Annotated in this window: 16 protein-coding genes; 11 read left to right on the top strand and 5 right to left on the bottom strand. The window is 64.1% G+C overall.

Translation table 11 applies throughout. From position 1 onward, the window contains the following. Positions 1 to 100: 100 nt before the first annotated feature. Positions 101 to 928 (bottom strand): IclR family transcriptional regulator, encoded by an 828-nt coding sequence (locus M2S36_RS23015; protein ID WP_207830446.1) that lies wholly within the window; start codon positions 926 to 928, stop codon positions 101 to 103. Positions 929 to 1,176: 248 nt separating this feature from the next. On the opposite strand from M2S36_RS23015, the gene M2S36_RS23010 reads away from it, so the two are divergent. From M2S36_RS23010 to M2S36_RS22980, 7 genes are read left to right on the top strand one after another with little or no spacing between them, the layout of a single operon-like run. Continuing rightward, on the top strand, positions 1,177 to 2,196 hold the full coding sequence (locus M2S36_RS23010) for an ABC transporter ATP-binding protein (RefSeq protein WP_207830448.1): 1,020 nt from the start codon (positions 1,177 to 1,179) through the stop codon (positions 2,194 to 2,196). Next, positions 2,193 to 3,062: an ABC transporter permease gene (locus M2S36_RS23005; protein WP_207830450.1), complete on the top strand. Its 870-nt coding sequence runs from the start codon at positions 2,193 to 2,195 to the stop codon at positions 3,060 to 3,062. The genes M2S36_RS23010 and M2S36_RS23005 overlap by 4 nt, the downstream gene beginning before the upstream one ends. Before the next feature lie 4 nt (positions 3,063 to 3,066). Then, positions 3,067 to 3,861 carry an ABC transporter permease gene (locus M2S36_RS23000; RefSeq protein ID WP_025339622.1) on the top strand — a complete coding sequence of 265 codons (795 nt, stop codon included), beginning with the start codon at positions 3,067 to 3,069 and terminating at the stop codon, positions 3,859 to 3,861. Positions 3,862 to 3,875: 14 nt separating this feature from the next. Further along, positions 3,876 to 4,166 carry a (2Fe-2S)-binding protein gene (locus M2S36_RS22995; RefSeq protein WP_207830453.1) on the top strand — a complete coding sequence of 97 codons (291 nt, stop codon included), beginning with the start codon at positions 3,876 to 3,878 and terminating at the stop codon, positions 4,164 to 4,166. Then, on the top strand, positions 4,163 to 5,521 hold the full coding sequence (locus tag M2S36_RS22990; RefSeq protein ID WP_333957903.1) for an FAD/NAD(P)-dependent oxidoreductase: 1,359 nt from the start codon (positions 4,163 to 4,165) through the stop codon (positions 5,519 to 5,521). The genes M2S36_RS22995 and M2S36_RS22990 overlap by 4 nt, the downstream gene beginning before the upstream one ends. After that, positions 5,518 to 6,651 carry an NAD(P)/FAD-dependent oxidoreductase gene (locus tag M2S36_RS22985; RefSeq protein ID WP_233694914.1) on the top strand — a complete coding sequence of 378 codons (1,134 nt, stop codon included), beginning with the start codon at positions 5,518 to 5,520 and terminating at the stop codon, positions 6,649 to 6,651. The genes M2S36_RS22990 and M2S36_RS22985 overlap by 4 nt, the downstream gene beginning before the upstream one ends. Continuing rightward, positions 6,648 to 7,691 carry a polyamine ABC transporter substrate-binding protein gene (locus M2S36_RS22980; protein ID WP_063913622.1) on the top strand — a complete coding sequence of 348 codons (1,044 nt, stop codon included), beginning with the start codon at positions 6,648 to 6,650 and terminating at the stop codon, positions 7,689 to 7,691. The genes M2S36_RS22985 and M2S36_RS22980 overlap by 4 nt, the downstream gene beginning before the upstream one ends. A 186-nt stretch (positions 7,692 to 7,877) precedes the next feature. Here the strand turns inward: M2S36_RS22980 and M2S36_RS22975 are convergent, their stop codons facing one another. Next, positions 7,878 to 8,648: an IclR family transcriptional regulator gene (locus tag M2S36_RS22975; protein WP_207830463.1), complete on the bottom strand. Its 771-nt coding sequence runs from the start codon at positions 8,646 to 8,648 to the stop codon at positions 7,878 to 7,880. 154 nt (positions 8,649 to 8,802) lie between these two features. Here M2S36_RS22975 and M2S36_RS22970 point away from each other — a divergent pair, with 154 nt between their 5' ends. The 4 genes from M2S36_RS22970 to M2S36_RS22955 are packed head-to-tail and all read left to right on the top strand — an operon-like array spanning position 8,803 to position 13,368. Continuing rightward, on the top strand, positions 8,803 to 9,612 hold the full coding sequence (locus M2S36_RS22970) for a shikimate dehydrogenase family protein (protein WP_333957901.1): 810 nt from the start codon (positions 8,803 to 8,805) through the stop codon (positions 9,610 to 9,612). A gap of 4 nt (positions 9,613 to 9,616) precedes the next feature. Beyond that, entirely contained in the window at positions 9,617 to 11,350 is a 1,734-nt protein-coding gene (locus tag M2S36_RS22965; RefSeq protein WP_333957900.1) for an FAD-dependent oxidoreductase, read from the top strand. Further along, positions 11,335 to 11,655: an NIPSNAP family protein gene (locus tag M2S36_RS22960; RefSeq protein WP_063913626.1), complete on the top strand. Its 321-nt coding sequence runs from the start codon at positions 11,335 to 11,337 to the stop codon at positions 11,653 to 11,655. Before M2S36_RS22965 ends, M2S36_RS22960 begins: the two co-directional genes overlap by 16 nt. 33 nt (positions 11,656 to 11,688) lie before the next feature. Next, positions 11,689 to 13,368 (top strand): FAD-dependent oxidoreductase, encoded by a 1,680-nt coding sequence (locus M2S36_RS22955; protein WP_233688258.1) that lies wholly within the window; start codon positions 11,689 to 11,691, stop codon positions 13,366 to 13,368. Positions 13,369 to 13,371: 3 nt separating this feature from the next. Here the strand turns inward: M2S36_RS22955 and tssM are convergent, their stop codons facing one another. Genes tssM through vasI form a run of 3 tightly spaced genes read right to left on the bottom strand, consistent with a single transcriptional unit; the run spans position 13,372 to position 19,057 of the window. Continuing rightward, entirely contained in the window at positions 13,372 to 16,998 is a 3,627-nt protein-coding gene (gene tssM, locus M2S36_RS22950) for a type VI secretion system membrane subunit TssM (RefSeq protein WP_233688259.1), read from the bottom strand. Beyond that, positions 16,995 to 18,461, bottom strand: a complete 1,467-nt coding sequence (tssA, locus tag M2S36_RS22945) for a type VI secretion system protein TssA (RefSeq protein ID WP_333957898.1) — start codon at positions 18,459 to 18,461, stop codon at positions 16,995 to 16,997. Before tssA ends, tssM begins: the two co-directional genes overlap by 4 nt. Next, complete coding sequence (gene vasI / locus M2S36_RS22940; RefSeq protein ID WP_233688270.1) at positions 18,449 to 19,057, bottom strand: type VI secretion system-associated protein VasI; 609 nt, start codon at positions 19,055 to 19,057, stop codon at positions 18,449 to 18,451. Before vasI ends, tssA begins: the two co-directional genes overlap by 13 nt. Between the last annotated feature and the right edge of the window lie 28 nt (positions 19,058 to 19,085).

The following is a 19,085-nucleotide window of genomic DNA, read 5'->3' as shown; positions in this document are numbered from 1 at the left end:
CGTTGCCTGCTTCGCGGGTAAACCCGCTCCCACAGGGACAGCATCCGGCCCAGGCCTTGCTCCGTACCGGCAGAAACAACTGCCCTGACCAAAATGGCCCTCAACCAAACACATGCGAAGGCCGGCGCAGCACCGGGTCGAACGGGTTGATCCGCTCGCCAATCGCCGCCGCCTCACGCTTGAGCAGCGCCACCACGGTCGGCATGCGGTTGGGCCCCAGGCGGTCGCTGATGGTCGCCACGCTCAGGGCCGCCACCGCATGGCCGTTGCGATCGAGGATCGGCACCGCCAGGCCGGCCATGCCATCGAGCACACCGGTGTTGCGCCCCGCATAGCCGAGGCTGCGCACATTGTCGATTTCGGCGCGCAACATGACTTCGTCGTAATGGTGGAAATCCTTCAGCCGCGGCAGGTTGTAACGGATCACCTCGTCACGCTCCTCCTCTGGCAGGAAAGCCAGGATAGCCAGGCTGCCCTGCCCCACGCCCAAGGCCACACGGCCGCCAATATCGCCAGTGAAGGTACGGATCGGATATGGCCCTTCGCTACGGTCCAGGCACACCGCATCAAACCCCGAACGCGCCAGCAGGAACAGCGAATCACCCAGCGAGGCCGACAGCCGCAGCAGGCTCGGGCGCACCACATCGCGCAGGTTGCCCGCTTGCCCGGCCTTGGCCGCCAGGGCAAAGAAGTCCAGGCTCAGGCGGTAGCGCTTGCTGGTCGCGCACTGGTCGACCATGCCTTCTTCAATCAGGCTGCGCAACAGACGGTGGGTGGTGGGTTGCGCCAGGCCCACCCGCTGTGCCAGCTGGCTGACCTTCTCACCCTCGCCGCCGCAATCGCCCAGCGCTCGCAACACGGCGAACAAACGGGACACCGCACTGACACCCACTTCCCTGGCCTGTTCGTTTCGTTTATCGGAATCCATTTTTCGTTAAACCCCTGCAAATTTCAGTCAGTGGAATAATTTCAAAATAGCTGTCACTGAGTGAAATTACCCTTTGTCGACATCCTAATCATTGCCCTACTCTCCGGTCCATAGGGCGATATCACAACATCGGCCGCCGCCACAGCAGCGAGCGCCAACGTCCGTAAAGCTTTGCTTTTCGCCGCTGGCGCTCTGCCCACCCTGAAACTGCCGGTTGACCCCGGTTCCGTTTGCGATGGAGCACAGCCATGACCTTTCTGTTGATCGACAAGCTTTGCAAGCGCTATGGCGCCACGGAGGCAGTGGCCAGCTCGTCACTCGCCATCGAAAAAGGCGAGTTCGTCTCCCTGCTAGGCCCTTCCGGCTGCGGCAAGACCACCACCCTGCAAATGATTGCCGGCTTCGTCGAGGTCACCAGCGGCCGCATCGTCCTCGACGGCCGCGACATTACCCACGCCAAGCCGGCCAGCCGAGGCCTGGGCGTGGTGTTCCAGAGCTACGCACTGTTCCCGCACATGACCGTGCGCGACAACGTCGCCTTCGGCCTGCGCATGCGCAAGGTGGCCAGCGCCGACATCGCCCGCCGGGTCGACCAGGCCCTGGCGCTGGTGCGCCTGGACAAGCATGCCGAGCGCTACCCACGCGAGCTCTCCGGCGGCCAGCGCCAGCGTGTGGCCCTGGCCCGCGCACTGGTGATCGAACCACCGGTGCTGCTACTGGACGAGCCGCTGTCCAACCTGGACGCGCACCTGCGTGAAGAAATGCAGTTCGAGATCTGCCGCATCCAGAACGAAGTCGGCATTACGACCTTGATGGTCACCCACGACCAGGCCGAGGCCTTGTCGATCAGCGACCGGGTGGTGGTGATGGAGGCCGGGCGCATCACCCAGGTCGATGACCCCTACCGCCTCTACGAACACCCAGGCACACCCTTCATTTCCGACTTTGTCGGCAAGGCCAACCGCCTGCGCGGCGTAACCGGACCCGGCGGGCAACCACAGGCGAATGCCCAGGGCCCACTGACCCTCAGCCTGCGCCCGGAGAAGATCAGCCTCGGCCCGGCCGGCAGCGGCAAGCTCGCAGGCCGCATCAGCTGCCGCTACTTCCTCGGCAGCCAATGGCTGTACAGGGTCGACACCGCCCTGGGCAACCTGGCCGTGGTTCGTGCCAACGACGGCAGCACACCGCTGGATGAAGGCACACAGGTCGGCCTGGACTGGAACGATGCCCTGCTGCGGGTGCTGAACGCTGGCGAGGTGGCGGCATGAGCGCGGCAAAGCTGCACAGCAGCGCCTGGGGCTACGGCCTGAGCAGCCCGGCCCTGCTGTTGTTCCTGGCCTTGCTGGTGGTGCCACTGGGGCTGACCCTGCTGCTTTCGTTCAACGTGTTCGACTACAGCAGCGGCATCCAGGCTGGCCAGTACACCCTCGGCCATTACCTGAGCCTGGTGACCGACACCTACTACTACGAGATCTTTCTGCGCACCTTCTGGGTCAGCGCCCTGGTCACCCTGCTGTGCGTGCTGATCGGCATTCCCGAAGCCTTGGTGCTCAGCCGCATGGGCGCGCCGTGGCGCTCGATCTTCCTGATCCTGGTACTGACGCCGCTGCTGATTTCGGTGGTGGTGCGAGCCTTTGGCTGGAGCCTGCTGCTGGGCGCCGATGGTCTGGTCAACCAGGGCATCACCGCCCTCGGCGGGCAGCCAGTGAAGCTGCTGTATACGCCCTTTGCGGTGATCATCGGCCTGGTCCACGTGATGCTCCCGTTCATGATCATCCCGGTGTGGACCTCGCTGCAGAAGCTCGACCCGGCCGCCGAGCAGGCCGCGCTGTCGCTGGGCGCCAGCCAGTGGACGGTGTTCCGCCGCATCGTGCTGCCACAGATCATGCCCGGCGTGCTGTCAGGCACGCTGATCGTGTTCGGCCTGGCCGCCAGCTCGTTCGCCATCCCCGGCCTGCTGGGCGGGCGCCGGCTGAAAATGGTCGCCACCCTGATCTACGACCAGTACCTGGCCGAACTGAACTGGCCGATGGGTGCCACCATCGCCGTGGCCCTGCTGCTGATCAACCTGCTGGTGATGCTCAGCTGGAACCGGCTGGTCGAACGCCGCTACAAACGCGCACTTGGAGTCTGAACCCATGACCCGTAACGGCCCGCTGGCCCTGTCTTTTCACGCCCTGGTGATGCTGTTCATGCTCGCCCCGCTGGTGGTGGTGTGCCTGGTGGCATTCACCCCGGAAAACACCCTGAGCCTGCCCACCGCCGGCTTCTCGCTGCGCTGGTTCAGCGCCGTGTTCGAGCGTGCCGATTTCCTCGATGCGTTCTACAACAGCCTGAAGCTCGCGGCCCTGGCTGCCTCGCTGGCCACCCTGATCGCCGTACCGGCGGGCCTGGCGATCACCCGCTACAGCTTCCCCGGCCAAGGTTTCCTCAACGGCCTGCTGCTGTCGCCGATCATCATCCCGCACCTGGTGCTGGGTGTGGCCCTGCTGCGGTTGTTCGCCCTGCTGGGGGTCAATGGCAGCTTCGCCTGGCTGGTGTTCGCCCATGTGGTGGTGATCACCCCCTACGTACTGCGCCTGGTACTGGCCGCAGCCATCGGCATCGACCGCAGCGCCGAACAGGCCGCGCAAAGCCTGGGGGCTGGCCGGGTGACGCTGTTCTGCAAGGTCACCCTGCCGATGATCCTGCCCGGCGTGGCCGGCGGCTGGCTGCTGGCGTTCATCAACAGCTTCGACGAAGTGACCCTGTCGATCTTCGTCACCTCGCCCGCCACCCAGACACTGCCAGTGCGCATGTACGTATATGCCACCGAATCCATCGACCCGATGATGGCCGCCGTCTCTGCGCTGGTGATCGCCGTCACCGCCCTGACCATGGTCGCCCTGGACCGGGTATATGGCCTGGACCGCGTGCTGGTGGGCAAGCAATGACAAGGAATGCCCCTATGCCCCTGTTCAAGCGCGTGGCCGAACACGACCGCGAGCCACTGCCCTTCCTGCTCGACGGCCAACCGGCCAACGGCATGAACGGCGATACCCTGCTGACGGCGATCCTGACCAATGCCGGGCACCTGCGCGGCAGCGACTTCAGCGCCGAACCACGCGCCGGCTTCTGCCTGATGGGCGCCTGCCAGGACTGCTGGGTACGCCTGCAGGATGGCCGTCGGGTACGTGCCTGCTCGACCTTCCTGGAACCGGGCCATTGCGTGACCCGCGACCCGGGGCGCCAGCCATGAGTGCGATCGTGATCATCGGCGCCGGCCCGGCCGGCATCCGCGCCGCGCAAACCCTGGTGGCCCACGGCATACGCCCGGTACTGCTGGACGAGGCCAGCCGTGGCGGCGGGCAGATCTACCGCCAGCAGCCAGCCAACTTTCGCCGTCCGGCCAAAGCCTTGTATGGCTTCGAGGCTGACAAGGCCCAGGCCCTGCACAGCACCCTCGAACAGTTACGCGAGCAGATCGACTACCGCCCCGAAACCCTGGTGTGGAACGCCGAGGAGCAGGTGCTGGATACCCTGCAGCAGGGGCAGTTGGCCGACCGCCTGGCGTTCGACCGGGTGATCGTCGCCACTGGTGCTACCGACCGGGTGTTGCCGATACCCGGCTGGACCCTGCCCGGGGTCTATACCTTGGGCGCTGCGCAAATCGCCCTGAAGTTCCAGGGCTGCGCGATCGGTGAACGGGTGGTGCTGGCCGGCAGCGGCCCGCTGCTGTACCTGGTGGCGTACCAGTACGCCAAGGCCGGCGCTACGGTCAGCGCGGTGCTCGACACCTCGCCGTTCAGCGCCCAGGTACGTGCCCTGCCACGCCTGCTTCTGCAACCGGGCACCTTTGCCAAGGGCCTTTACTACCGCGCCTGGCTGGCCCGCCAGGGTGTACCGGTGCACCAGGGCGTGGCCCTGCTGGGTATCGACGGCGAACAACGGGCCAGCGGTATACGCTGGTCGCACAATGGCCAGCAACATGAACTGGCGTGCGACGCCGTGGCATTCGCCCACGCCCTGCGCAGTGAAACCCAACTGGCCGACCTGCTGGGTTGCCAGTTCGCCTGGAGCGCGCTCAACCGCGCCTGGCTGCCAGTACGTGATGCCCAGGGCCGGGCCAGCAGCCCCGGGGTGTACCTGGCGGGCGACGGTGCTGGCATCCTCGGTGCCGACGGTGCCGAGATGACCGGTGAACTGGCCGCCCTGACACTGCTGGCCGACCTCGGCAAGCCCGGCAATCCGCAACGCCAGCAGCACCTGGAAAAGCGCCTGGCCACCCTGCTGCGCTTCCGCCAAGGGCTGGAGCAGGCCTTTCCATTTCCCGAGCAATGGGCCCGGCAGGCCCCGGACCAGCTCACCGTGTGCCGCTGCGAGCAGATCAGCGCCGGGGAAATCCGCGCCACCGTGCGTGCCGGGCACTGGGAAATCAACCGGGTCAAGGCCATGTGCCGGGTCGGCATGGGCCGCTGCCAGGGGCGGGTGTGCGGTGCCGCTGCCGCTGAGCTGATCGCTTGCGAAAGCGGTCGGGCCATTGACCAGGTCGGGCGCCTGCGCGGCCAGGCACCGGTCAAACCCCTGCCCTTCGGCCTGGAGATAAAACCATGAAGCTGATCGAAGTGGACGCCATCATCATCGGCGGCGGCATCATCGGCAGCAGCGCGGCCTTGACCCTGGCCCGCGCTGACCAGCAAGTGGCATTGCTGGAGCGCGACTTCTGCGGCTCGCATTCCAGCGGGGTGAACTACGGCGGCGTGCGCCGCCAGGGCCGCTCGTTGGCCCAGCTGCCGTTGTCGATGCGTGCCCATGCCATCTGGGGGCAGTTGCGCGCGTGGATCGGCATCGACGGCGAATACGCCCGCAGTGGCCACCTGAAGCTGGCACGCAGCGAAACCGACTTCGATGCCTTGAAGGCCTATGCGCGGCGTACCCAGGCTTTTGACCTGCGCTTGCAACTGCTTGAACGACACGAACTGCGCCAGCGCTTCCCCTGGGTAGGCGATATCGCCGTCGGCGCCTCGTACTGCCCCGAAGATGGCCATGCCAACCCACGGCTGGTGTCACCGGCCTTCGCCCAGGCGGCCAGGCGCAACGGCGCCCAGGTGCATGAGCAGTGCAAGGTACTGCAGGTGGGCCACGACGGCCACCGCTTCAGCGTACACACCAGCAGCGGCGAGTGTTTCAAGGCACCCTGGCTGTTGAATTGCGCCGGTGCCTGGTCGGCGCAACTGGCCGAGCAGTTCGGCGAGCCAGTGCCGCTGACCGCCGCCCACCCGGCCATGCTGGTCACCGAGCCGCTGCCGCTGTTCATGACCGCCAGCACCGGGGTCGAAGGCGGCGGCATCTACGCCCGCCAGGTGACGCGTGGCAACTGCGTGCTGGGCGGCGGGCGCGGTTTTGCCCTGACCCCGACCACCGCACGCCCAGGCCAGGCCGCAGTACTCGACATCCTGCGCAATGCCACCGAGCTGTACCCGGCATTGGCCGGCGCCCAGGCCATTCGCACCTGGAGCGGCACCGAGGGCTACCTGCCCGATGACGAACCGGTGCTCGGCCCCAGCCTGTCCCAACCCGGGCTGCTGCATGGCTTCGGCTTTGCCGGTGCCGGCTTCCAGATTGGCCCGGCCGCTGGTGAAGCATTGGCGCAATGCATCCTGCACGGCGCGCCGGCACTCAGCCTGGCGGCCTTTTCCATCAAGCGTTTCCAGCCCCACCACCACAAGGAAAACCTGTCATGACGCACAAGCAACGTTTGCTCGCCCTGTTCTGCACCGTGCCCGGCCTGTTCGCCTGCCTGCCCGCCATGGCCCAACCCACGCTGTACCTGGGCATGAACGGCGGCACCATGGAGCGGCTGTTCAGCGACGACATCCTGCCAAGGTTCGAGCAGGCCAACGGGGTAAAGGTGGTGATCGTCCCCGGCACCTCGGCCGACATTCTGGCCAAGGTCCAGGCCACCCCGAACAAGCCGTCGATCCATGTGATGGTGCTGGATGACGGCATCATGTACCGCGCCATCGGCATGGGCCTGTGCAGCACGCTCAAACCCAACCCGACCTTGGCCCAGTTGCCGGAAAAGGCCCTGATCAAGGACAAGGCCGCGGCCGTAAGCCTGGGCGTGACCGGGCTTGCCTACAACAGCCGCCTGTTCAAGGCCAAAGGCTGGGCAGCGCCCACCTCGTGGAACGACCTGGCCGACCCGCGCTTCAAGGACAAGGTGGTGTTCCAGTCGATGGCATCGTCCACCTTCGGCCTGCATGGTTTCCTGATGTACAACCGCCTGCACGGCGGCAGCGATACCGACGTCAACCCGGGCTTCACGGCCTGGCAGAAGAACGTGGGCCCGAACGTGCTGGAGTACATCCCCAACTCGGCCAAGCTCTCGGAAATGGTGCAAACCGACGAAGCCGCGCTGTTCCCGCTTACCCCCACCCAGGTGACGGCGCTGAAACTCAAAGGCATCCCGGTGGAGTACGCCGCGCCCAAGGAAGGTGCCGTGGTGCTCAACCAGGCAGAATGCGTCACGGCCAACAACGACCAGCCGGAGCTTGCGCAGAAGCTCGCCGAGTTCCTGCTCAGCCCCGAGGCGCAGTCGCCGGCCCTGGAGCTGGGTGACCAGATCCCGTCCAACCCCAACACCCCAACCAGCGACAAGACCCGTGGCCAGGTCGAGGCCATGCAGACCTACCTGCAGACTGCCGTGACCATTGACTGGGATCAGGTCAACACTCAGCGCCCGGAATGGAACGCCCGCTGGAATCGCCAGATCGAGAGATAAGCCGAGGCCCTTGGCCCGCTCCCACAGGTACCGCGCATATCCGCACCAAAGCGCGCTCCCTGTGGGAGATGCCCAGCCCTTTGGGCTGCGCTTTCAGGTAGAGAACTGAATTCACAAGCGGTCCGCGTACCCTGTGGGAGCGGCTTTAGCCGCGAAGAAGGCAACACGCCCCCAAACCCTGACGCCTCAATCCAGCACCGGCCGCAACAGCGCCTGCGCCTCGTACAGGGTCGGCAGATACCGCAAGCGTATTTCATCCACACTCAACCGCGAAGCATGGGTGGTGATGGTCAACGTCGCTTTCAGCCGGCCAGCCCGGTCCAGCAGTGGCACACCCAGCACGCGCATGCCGATTTCATACTCCTGGTCCACGATACAGAACCCCTGCCCCTTCACCCGCAGCAACTCCGCCTCCAGCTGCACCCGGTCCGTCTGCGTATAAGGCGTCAGCCCCCGCAGCGGGTTACGCGCAAAGTACCCATCCCGCTCCCCCTCATCCAGCCAGGCCAGCCAGACACGCCCGCCGGCGGTGCAATACATCGGCACCCGCGATCCCGGCCTGATCGACAACGAGGCCACATGGCTGTAGCGGCTGCGCACCAGGTGGATGATCTCGTCACCATCACGGGTGCCCACCGACACATGCTCCTGGGTCTGCCGCGCCACCTGCTCGACGATCGGCCGCAGCATGCGCGGCAGCTGCGCCGAGTCTACATACGCCTGGCCGAGGCGCAGCGCCTTGGGCGTCAGCCAGTACTCACGGCTATCGGTTTCGGCAAAGCCCTCATGCACCAAGGTCAATAGAAACCGCCGCGCGGCACTGGGGGTAAGGCCGGACAACCTGGCCGCCTGCGGCACGCTCAGGCGCGGCTGCTCGGCGCTGAACAGCTGCATCAGCGCCAGGCCTTTCTGCAAGCCGGCGATCAGGTCACGGGGGTGGATAGTGGGGGTGTTCATTTATTCGACTCGCAAGCAGGGGTATTTCAGCCGATTAACGCGATAACCGGATCAACAATGCGATTATCGCACTAAATACCCGATCAGCGCATTGTTGCCCATGCCCCCTTGCCTCACCCTTGCCCTCCATAACAACGCCAAAAAGGAGGTCAGCATGATTCGTGGTTCTACTGAACTGGTCGGCATCGTCGGTTCGCCCATTGCCCAGGTGAAGTCCCCCGAAAACTTCAACACCTGGTTCACCAACAACAACTGCAACCTCGCCATGCTGCCCATCGACCTGCAGGAGGCCGCGCTGGAGACCTTTGCCGGCACCCTGCGCGGCTGGCAGAACCTGCGCGGTTGCGTGGTCACCGTGCCGTACAAGCAGGCCCTGGCCAGCCGCCTGGACGGCCTGAGCGAGCGCGCAGCCGCCCTCGGCTCGGTCAATGTCATTCGCCGTGAGCATGACGGCCGCCTGATGGGCGACAACGTGGACGGCGCCGGCTTCCTCGGTGCTGCGCGCAAACATGGCTTCGAGCCGGCAGGCAAGCATGCATTGGTGATCGGTTGCGGCGGGGTCGGCAGTGCCATCGCCTATGCGCTGGGCGAGGCCGGCATCGCCAGCATCACCCTCAGCGACCCCAGCACAGCGCGCATGGGCGCTGTGTGCGAACTGCTCGGCAATGCCTTCCCCACGGTCGAAATCGCCACCCGGGTCGACGGGCTGGAAGGCTTCGATCTGCTGGTCAACGCCTCCCCGGTCGGCATGGGCGGCAGCGCGGAGCTGCCGCTGCCTGCCGCACTGCTCGCCACCTTGCAAGCCGAAACCCTGGTCGCCGACGTGGTCACCTCGCCCGAGATCACCCCGCTGCTGAACCGGGCACGCCAGGTTGGCTGCGCGGTGCAGACCGGCCCGGAAATGGCCTTCGCCCAACTCGGCCACCTGGGCGCCTTCATGGGCGTCACGCCGCTGGAGATCTGAAGCCATGCCGACGCTTGAACACGCGCAACACAGTTTTGACCTGGTCGTGCTGGGTAGCGGCGCCGGAGGCTTTGCCGCTGCCGCCACGGCCGCCCGCCGTGGGTTGAAAGTGCTGGAGGTGGAAAAGGCCGAGCACTTTGGCGGCACCTCGGCGATTTCCGGCGGGGCGGTGTGGCTCTATGGTACCGATCAAGCCCGCGCTGCAGGTGCGGTGGACTCCCCCGAGGCCATCCGCACCTACCTCAAGCAGGTCATTGGCGACGGCTACGACCCCGCCCTGGTCGACGCCTTCATCGAGCATGGCCACCAGGCGCTGCGCTGGCTGGAGCAGAACACCGAACTGCGCTACGCCCTGCGCCCGCACTCGCCGGACTACTACCCGGACGCACCTGGCGCCACTCAGTTTGGCCGGGCGCTGGAGATGGTCGAGTACGACGGCAAGCAGCTCGGCCCGCACTTCAAGAACCTGAAGATGCCGCCGCCCGGCATGTTGCTGTTCGGTGGCATGATGGTCAACCGCGTGGATATCCAGCATTTTCTCAGTATTCGCCGCTCGCCCAGGTCGCTGTGGCATTGCCTCAAGCTGATGGCGCGTTACGCACGGGACCGCTTGCACCACCCACGCGGCACGCGGCTTACCACCGGCAACGCCTTGATCGCCCGCCTGGCCAGCAGCGCCTTCGCCCATGGCACGCAGCTGTGGTTGCGCAGCGAAGCCGTGGAGCTGATCGTCGAACGCGGCGTGGTCGCCGGCGTGGTGGTGCAACGCGAAGGGCGCCGTGAACGGGTGCTGGCCCGTGGCGGTGTGGTGTGCGCCATGGGCGGGTTCGCTGCAGGCGCACTCGCCGACAGCTACCGGCCCGCCCAGCCGACGCCGCACCTGAGCATGTCACCGCCCACCAATGACGGTGCTGCCCTGCGCCTTGGCCAAGCCGTGGCCGCAGCCCAGGGTGAGGGCCTGGCGGCCAACTTCTTCTGGGCGCCGGTTTCCGAACTGCGCCATGCCAGTGGCGAGCGTGAGCGCTTCCCGCACCTGGTCACCGACCGCGCCAAACCGGGCGTGATCGCGGTGAACCCGGACGGGCGACGCTTCGTCAACGAGTCCGACTCCTACCACCACTTCGTGCAGACCATGTTCGCCAACGGCATTGCCAGCTGCTGGCTGGTCTGCGATGCCGAGGCAATGAACCGCTACGGCCTGGGCCTGGCGCGGCCAAAGCCGGTGGACAACCAGGCATTGATCGACGCTGGCTACCTGCACCGCGCCGCAACCGCGCAGGCCCTGGCCCAGGCCATCGGCGTGGACCCACAGGTGTTCATGCAGACCCTGGAACAGTTCAACACCGACGCCCGTAACGGCATCGACCGCGCGTTCGGCAAAGGCGGCAACAGCTACAACCGCTACATGGGCGACCCACAACACATGCCCAACCCGTGCCTGGCGCCGCTGACCCGCGGACCGTTCTACGCCATCCGCCTCCACACCGGCGACCTCGGCTCGGCTTGCGGGCTGGTAACCAATGCCGATGCCAATGTGCTGAACCGCAACGGTCACCCCATTACCGGGCTGTATGCAGTCGGCAACGACATGAACTCATTGATGAAAGGCACCTACCCCGGACCCGGTATCACCCTGGGCCCTGCCCTCACCTTCGGCTGGCTCGCTGCCAACCACATCGCCGCGCGCCTGCAGGCGCCGACCACCCACATGGAGACCCCAGCATGTACTACGAACTGAGAACCTACACCCTCGACCCACTGAAAATGGCCGACTGGCTGAGCCTGTATCAAAGCCACGCGCTGGAGGTGCAAAGCGAGCACCTGGGTAACCTGGTCGGCTTTTTCACCAGCGAGTTCGGCGAGGTCAACCAAGTGGTGCATATCTGGGGCTATGCCAGCCTCGACGAGCGCATGGCACGCCGTACAGCCATGGCAGCGGACCCGCGTTGGGCAGAGTTCTCACGGCGTAACCGCGAGCTGGGCGCGGTGCTGCGCCTGCAGTCGCGACTGCTGCGGCCCACCGGTTTTTCACCGCTGCAGTAAAACCTTCTTCCAACACCTGAGCGGAACCCCACCATGCAACCCCTCGAATGTGACGTACTCGTCATCGGCGCCGGCGCCTCTGGCCTGGCTGCCGCCGTTACTGCCGCACATCACGGCCTGCAGGTGATCGTCGCGGAAAAAGCCAGCCAGCTGGGCGGCACCAGCGCCTGGTCGGGGGGATGGCTGTGGATACCGCGCAACCCGTTGGCCATCGCCGAAGGCATCGTCGAGCGCGACGATGCCCCGGAGCGCTACCTGCGCGCGCAAACCCACGTCAGCGACCTGGACCCGCGCCAGCTCGCCTTCCTGCGTCACGGCCCGGAGATGGTAGCGTTCTTTCAGCAGCACACTGCCGTCCAGTTCCAGTCCGGCAGCCGCATGCCCGACATGCGCGAAGGCGACGGCAGCGCACGCGGTGGCCGTTCGCTGTGTGCACTGCCATATGACGGGCGCCTGCTCGGGCCCTGGCTGCACAAGCTGCGCCCACCGCTGGACATCGTCAGCCTGGCCGGCATGGGCATTGCCGGCGGCGCCGACATGGCCGCCTTCTTCAACGCCACGCGCTCGCCCAAGGCGGCGCTGCATGTGGGCAAGCGCCTGCTGCGCCATGCCCGCGACCTGCTGCTGCACCGGCGCGGGCTGCAACTGGTCAATGGCAACGCGCTGGTGGCACGCCTGCTGCGCAGCGCCCTGGACCTTGGCGTGACGCTGTTGACCGACAAGCCGGCCAGCCGCCTGCTGGGCGAAGGCCGGGTCAGGGGCGCGCAGTTTGCCGACGGCCAGGTGATCCATGCCCGCCGCGGTGTGGTGCTGGCCTGCGGCGGCTTTGCGCATGATCGCCAGCGCATCGCGCAAGTGATGCCCCATGCGCCGGACGGTACCCAGCATTACTCCGCAGCACCCAGGGAAAACAGCGGTGACGGCTTGCGCCTGGGCGAACAGGTTGGTGGCCTGGTCCAGTCGACTACGGCCCATGCGGGTGCCTGGGCGCCTGTGTCACGGGTACCGCGCAGCGATGGCAGTTTCGGCCATTTCCCGCACTTGATCGACCGCGCCAAGCCCGGCTTCATCGCCGTGCGCCGCGATGGCCGGCGCTTCGTCAACGAGGCCGATTGCTACCACGACTTCATGAACGCGCTGTTCGCCGCCACGCCGCAGGGGGAAGCGCCGGAAGCCTGGCTGATCTGCGACCACGCCGCGCAACGTCGCTATGGTATCGGCTGGGCCAAGCCCTTCCCTTTCTCCACCCGCCACTATCAGCGCTGCGGTTACCTGCACAGCGGTCGCACACTGGCGCAACTGGCGCAGCGCTGCGGGATCGATGCCGAGCAGTTGCAGCGCACGGTGGACGGCTTCAACCGCCATGCAGCCCGGGGTGAAGATCCGCTTTTCCAGCGTGGCGTATCGGCTTACAACCGGGCCCAGGGCGAGCCGTTGCAGGTACCCAATCCATCGCTGCGACCATTGCTGGACGGGCCGTATCACGCCGTGAAACTGTTGCCGGGCAGCCTGGGTACCTTTGCCGGCCTGGCAACAGACAGTGCCGCCCGCGTGCTGGACCATGCAATGCAGCCGATTCCTGGGCTGTATGCGGTGGGCAACGACATGCACAGCGTGATGGGCGGGTATTACCCGAGTGGCGGTATTACCTTGGGGCCGGGGATGACGTTCGGTTACCTGGCTGGTAGAGCGTTGAGTTTGTACCGGCCCTGATCTTCATAACAGCGCCTCATCCGACTGCCTCCCCTGCGCCACCTTGGGTGGCTGTTGCAACAAACCTCGTGGCAATCGGAAGCCCTTGAAAGGCTCCTGGGTAATCGGGTTAAAGGCTTTCTCGGCATTCAACCGGTAGCGCATCACCCCGTCACCCGCTCTGAAGCTCAAATCCACACTGGTTGCCGTCCTCCCATTGAGCGAGCCACGGCTGAGCAGGCGGAACATCGACCAAGGGCCGCGGTACTCCAGGCTGCTGCTATTGCCGTTCTGCCTGAGCAAGGTAAGGTTGCTGCGCACTTGCTGCCCTTGGGTATTGGGCCAGACGATACCGGCGATCTGGCTTGGGCCATGAGTGTAGGAAATCAACTGGCCATCCAGATCCAGCAAGCTGGTGCGTTGATTCGCACTCAGCCCCAACGGCTCAATACTGAACTGCACGCTCAGGTTGCCGCGCTGGTCGAAGAAGGTTTCGCGGATGCGTTCAGCCAGCTCCAACTGCTCGATCACATCATCGCGAATCAGCGACTGACCGTGCTGACCGGACTGCAGGGCTTCGAGGTTTTCCTTCAGGAAGATCTTCAGGTACTGATCATTGAACTGTTGCAGACGCCCCTTTGGCCCGAAGAATGCCTCAAAGTCATCCAGGGAGGCATCGGGCGCCCTCACCACAAAGGGGTAGCGGCCTGCCAGGCGCTGCTGGAAGAAACTGTAAACCTCAGCATCCCAGCGGCGCTCCAACTCGCGCAGCGCTTCAACGTTCAGCACTTGCGCAGTCTGATCCGCCACCTTTCGGACTTGGTGGTTGACGGGTTCCGGCAAGCCCGTCGCCACTCGTTGCAAGGTACTGATCGGGTCGTGCCCTGTCATCGAGAAGCGCTGATGCACGGCTTGCAGAGCGGCCTTGCCTCGGTCCGGGCTGTCCTGCACTGCCTTGGCGTAGTCATGTACGGCCACGATGGCGGCTAGAGTCTCATCGTAGTAGCTCGGTTTTTCACCTGCTGCCTGCAACATGGCACTCAGGCCCGAAAATGCCCGGTGGATGGCCAACGCTTGCTGCATCTCGGGCTTGCTGCTTGCTGGTCGAAGCGCTTCTGCCTCGCTCGGTATATCAAGGCCCACTGGCAATGAAAGCGCAGTGTTGTCCCTCACCGTATCCAGTAGCCGATGCAGCGGAGCAGCGGGCCCGGTCAACTGCTCCAGGATGGCGACACCATGGTCCAGATCACGGAAATCAGCCACCGAAATGGCATTCAAGGCACGCCGCCAGCTGTCAATGTAATCGGTGCTGTACAGGCTGCGCAGGCGTTCTGTCAGCACATCACGGTCGGTGTCCGAGTAATCGAGCTGACCTCGCTCGCCCAACGCCCACTGGTCGATCATCGCCATCTCGGCGAACCGCTGGCTACGCGGTTCAAAGTATTCCTTGAAGCCTCTGGCAGTGAGCATGGGCGCAAGCAAGACACCATCATCACCCAGCCTGGAGCCAGAAGCCTGCTGATAGACCACATCGAATGCTGGCCCCACCTGATGACGCAGGTCCAAGCCTGTATGCAGCTGCTCCTGGGCCTGTTGTTTGAGGCTTGCATAGACCCGCTCCGCCAGCGGCACCTTGCGCAAGGTCTGCTGCACGTCGGCGACACGCTGGCGGTACTGTGGCAGATCGGTATCGGCATAGGCCAAGGCGTATTTCAGATGCTGCATGAGGTTGCGCTGCAGTTGCCCCTGGCCCGGGAAAGCCTGTTGCCACTGGCGGGCCATCCAGTCCTCAACCCATCCTGGCCGGCGGTTCTGGCGATCTTCGAGCATCCGGTACACCCTGAGCGTGGCCATCTGCTGCTCACTGCCTGGGGAAGCCGCGTTCATGGCGTCGATCACGCCACTGGCCAAGGCCGGCAAGAAGCGCTTGGAGAGCAAGCTCAGGTAGGCCTCATCGATCGAGGGGCCAATGGTGCGCCCCTGGTACAGGCCAAATTCAGCAACACCCGGCCAGGCCGCTCGATAATCGCCAAATACCACTACTGCATCACGGATCTGGTCCAGTGGCTCCAGCAAGTTGCGCCCGGTCGGGTCCAGGCGCTGGTCCACCTGGTGACGGCTGTACTCCCGACTCTTGGCAAGCACGCTGGCTGCCTTGGTGCCGTTGATATCGAAATAGCGCTGCCAGGTGGCAATGACGACACAGAACGCCAGGACCCCTACACCGGAACCCATCCATAACAACTGGCGCTTGTTACGTGCCACCCTGACATTGTCGCCAGCGAGGCCGGCCTCCTGGTAGATGACTCTTCGGAAGGCCTGCTGAATGAAGTAGACCAATGACTTGCCTTGCGCCTTGCCTTCACGTAGGGGGAGCTTTGTCTCGTAGGGTTGTGCCGCCTCACGAACGAATGCATTGAGCATGTCGCCTTGCTGCACGACCGACGAAAAATAGACGCCACGTACCAATGCAGGTGTGGTGAACCGATCGCTCGCCAACGTTTCACGCAGGAAGCCCAGCAATATCGGGCGCAGGCCAACCAGTTGCGCATGCAAGGAGAACAGCCGCGCCCGGAGCGGTGCACTGCCCAGACCGTCAAGTTGGTCAAATACCTGCTCGAACAGCCCCCTGACCAAGCGACCGTAGTATTCATCGTATTCGTCCAACCAGGCGTCGAACGAATCGACCGCATCCAGTTTGAACGTGAACCCCAGCAGTTTCTCCCGCCGGGAGACCGAGAGCTTGCTATAGAGCTGGTCGAAGCCATCCAGCAGATCGAATTTGGATAGCACCACATACAATGGCAGGCGCGAACCAAGCTGACTACTCACCTCGTACAGACGTGCGCGCAGGACATGGGCCAAAGCGATACGTTGCTCGGACGTGCCATGAACCAGTGCCGGCAGGTCGATGACCAGCACTAATCCATTGAGGGCTCTCTGACTTCGATTTTGCAATAGCCATTCCAGCAGGTGGTTCCACAGTTTGGCTGGAGTTCCGGGCGGCAGGGAAGATTCAGGGGCTTTCGAGTGCTCGGATAACGAGCCTGCCGATGCTTCCTGGCGGATGAAAACACCAGGTGGGTCGATAATCACCGCGTCATTGCTGACCCACCAGCCTACCGGGTAGGCAAGCACTTCAACTTGGTGGCCGCGCGCCTGGGCGCGGTCGATGCGGGACAGGGAAAAATTCTGGTCGGTACGCTCAACGAAGCTGCTCTTGCCGGAGTGTTCATCACCCAACACCAGGTACCACGGCAACCGGTACAAGGCTCTGCGCCCGCCGGCACTGTCGAGATATCGCGCAAGCCCCTGGTTCAATGCCTTCTCTTGGGCGTGGACAAGCGGTAACGCGCGATCCAGTTCGACGGCCACCGCCTCCTTGCGTTCCGCTTGCAGCTGACGAAAGCGCATGCTTAATACAATAAGCCCGCAAAGTAGCGGTACCACCACAAGCACCAGGCTCGCCACGATGCGATGAGCCACATCGGCTAGCGGCTGTTGCTCACCCCACGTCCATTGCGGCCCGAGCCACCAGATGGCGATCAGCATCAGCACGGCGCCAAGCCCGAGCAGCAACGGCATCGCCAGGCCAATGCGGGTAACCAGGGGCAAGCCCCAGCGTTTGAGTTGTTTCCATAGTGTATTCATGAGGGCTCCGGATCCTTGTTCTGATCTGCCAATGCTGAAGATGTCGCATAGTGCTGGAGCCCTTGGAAAACCTCGGGTTCCCAGGCAGCAGCAGTGGTTTGCTGCATCGTCCGGGCTACTCCGACGCACAATTCCCGGGCCAACCAGGAAACGCCTCGCGTCGTCAGCAAATCGGCGGCGATGAGCGTGGTGTGGGAGCGTTCACGAGGGGAATGGAGATCTGCTTGCATCCCTTGCAGCCTCAAGAGAACCTGCTCTACACCGATACCCTCCAGCTGAGAGATGAGTTCCTCCCGCAGACTGCGGAACTCTTGAAAGGCAGCGCCTTGGTCAGCCACTCTTTCTCTGCCTTTGAGCCAAGCCAGACATTGGCCATCGACGAACACCGTGCCATCGCTGAAGCACAGTTGCTGTAACGAAGGAAGGCGCTGTACAAACCGCGCGGTCGTGCTACGAATGGCCTCGCTGACCTCGGTCATCGCCAACTGTGACGCTACAGTCGCAGCCAGGAAGCTCCCGCGGATCCAGTAAGGGGCCGCCGTGATGCTTTTCTCGATCCGATGCAGTAACGCAACATCAATCGAAGTGCCAGCTGCAGCATTTTCGTAACCAGCGACAACTTCCGGCGGTACCGCTATCAGTCCCGTGCAGTGCCGCTGTTTGACTGCAGGCGCGGTCTGGATATGGGCCCATAAGCCGAAGCGACGCAGTTGGTAGCCAACCGGGTCGTAGGGATCCTGTTGATTGATGAGCTCGGCCATATTCAACACGGCACGCCGCATTTCGCGCTCGTTGCCAATTGAAGCCCGGGGCACTGGCCTTGCAATGACATCGGCCAGCGACGCTGGCTGGCTGCTTGCAATCGGGGAGATGGGCGCAGCAGCCTCGCCAACACCATTGGCAAGGTCCGTGTGTTCAAGTAACAGCCGCTCCAGCCTGCTCAGAACAGCCGCATCCAGTTGTGCGCCGTCTTGTTGCTGCATCAAACGCGTCAACGCATCCTGTGCGGCCATTCCATGAGCAGGGCTGTACGTGAAACGGTCGAGGCGCGGCAGCGCTTCGATCAAGCGATTAAGCACAAGGCCAACCAGCTTGCGTTTGCCCAGGAAGCCTTTGGGCCCCGGTTTTGGATGAGCGGCTTCCCAATAGCGCTCCACCATCCCGGCAAGAAACGCCAAGGTGACGCTCCAGCGCTCCCAACAACCGCTGCGCAGCCACACGACACTCAGGTGTGCGACGATCCGCAAGTGCTTGCACTGCTGGCCCAGATACTGACAGGACGCCTCTTCGATGTAGCTCCAGTCGATTGAAGCCTCCTGTAGCCCGCCCAGCTTGACCATCTCCTGGTCAATGGCCTGGTAGGTTTCGTCCTCCATGTCGAACAGGCCAGCCGGTACTGCCGGATCGATCGGCATAAGCAACCGGGTAAGTTGCTCTTCCCCCCACCCAGTTACCAGCGACATGTGCTACGCGCCTTGCTGATCAATGGGTCCAGCCCCTGGGCATCGAACACAAGGCCATCAACCTCGGGGTTATCACTGAGCAGCCGTATGCGTTCAGCCCCGATCAACTTCTTGATCTGCTCGATGGCTGGCAGGCCCCGCCCCGCATCTAGCACCTGGCCGTTCTCCATCACCTGCCAGGGCCTTGCAACCGTGGATCCACGCATCCCCTGCAACTGCACCTTCACCCATCTCGCGTCCAGGGGCTGGGCGCTGATCAACTGCAGCCTGGAGATGCCCTCCACGCAGCTGATAGCCAGGTACGGGCGTAGGTCAGCCGATGCAATTGCCGGTGCTGATATCACCAGCCCGTGCAACCGCCAATCCCCCTCATCCGTACTTGCGAGGAAGGTCAGGTCATCTGGCCCTCGCGCGGTTTCGTTTGCCATTACTCGTAGCACACTGGGTGCCTCTTGCTCGGGTGCTGACCACTGCCGCTTTGTTACATATGCAGGCGTATTCGCTGCTTCATCAAAGCAAGCCAGACGCTCCACGTTAGACACAATTCTAGGGCAGTCCCGCACTGGGCTCGCCAACACCGGCGGCAGACCAAACATCAACGAGAGAACAATGCCACAGGAATAG

The organism is Pseudomonas sp. SF2, assembly GCF_036858055.1.
Taxonomy (GTDB): Bacteria; Pseudomonadota; Gammaproteobacteria; order Pseudomonadales; family Pseudomonadaceae; genus Aquipseudomonas.
This window is presented reverse-complemented; position numbering and strand designations above follow the sequence as displayed.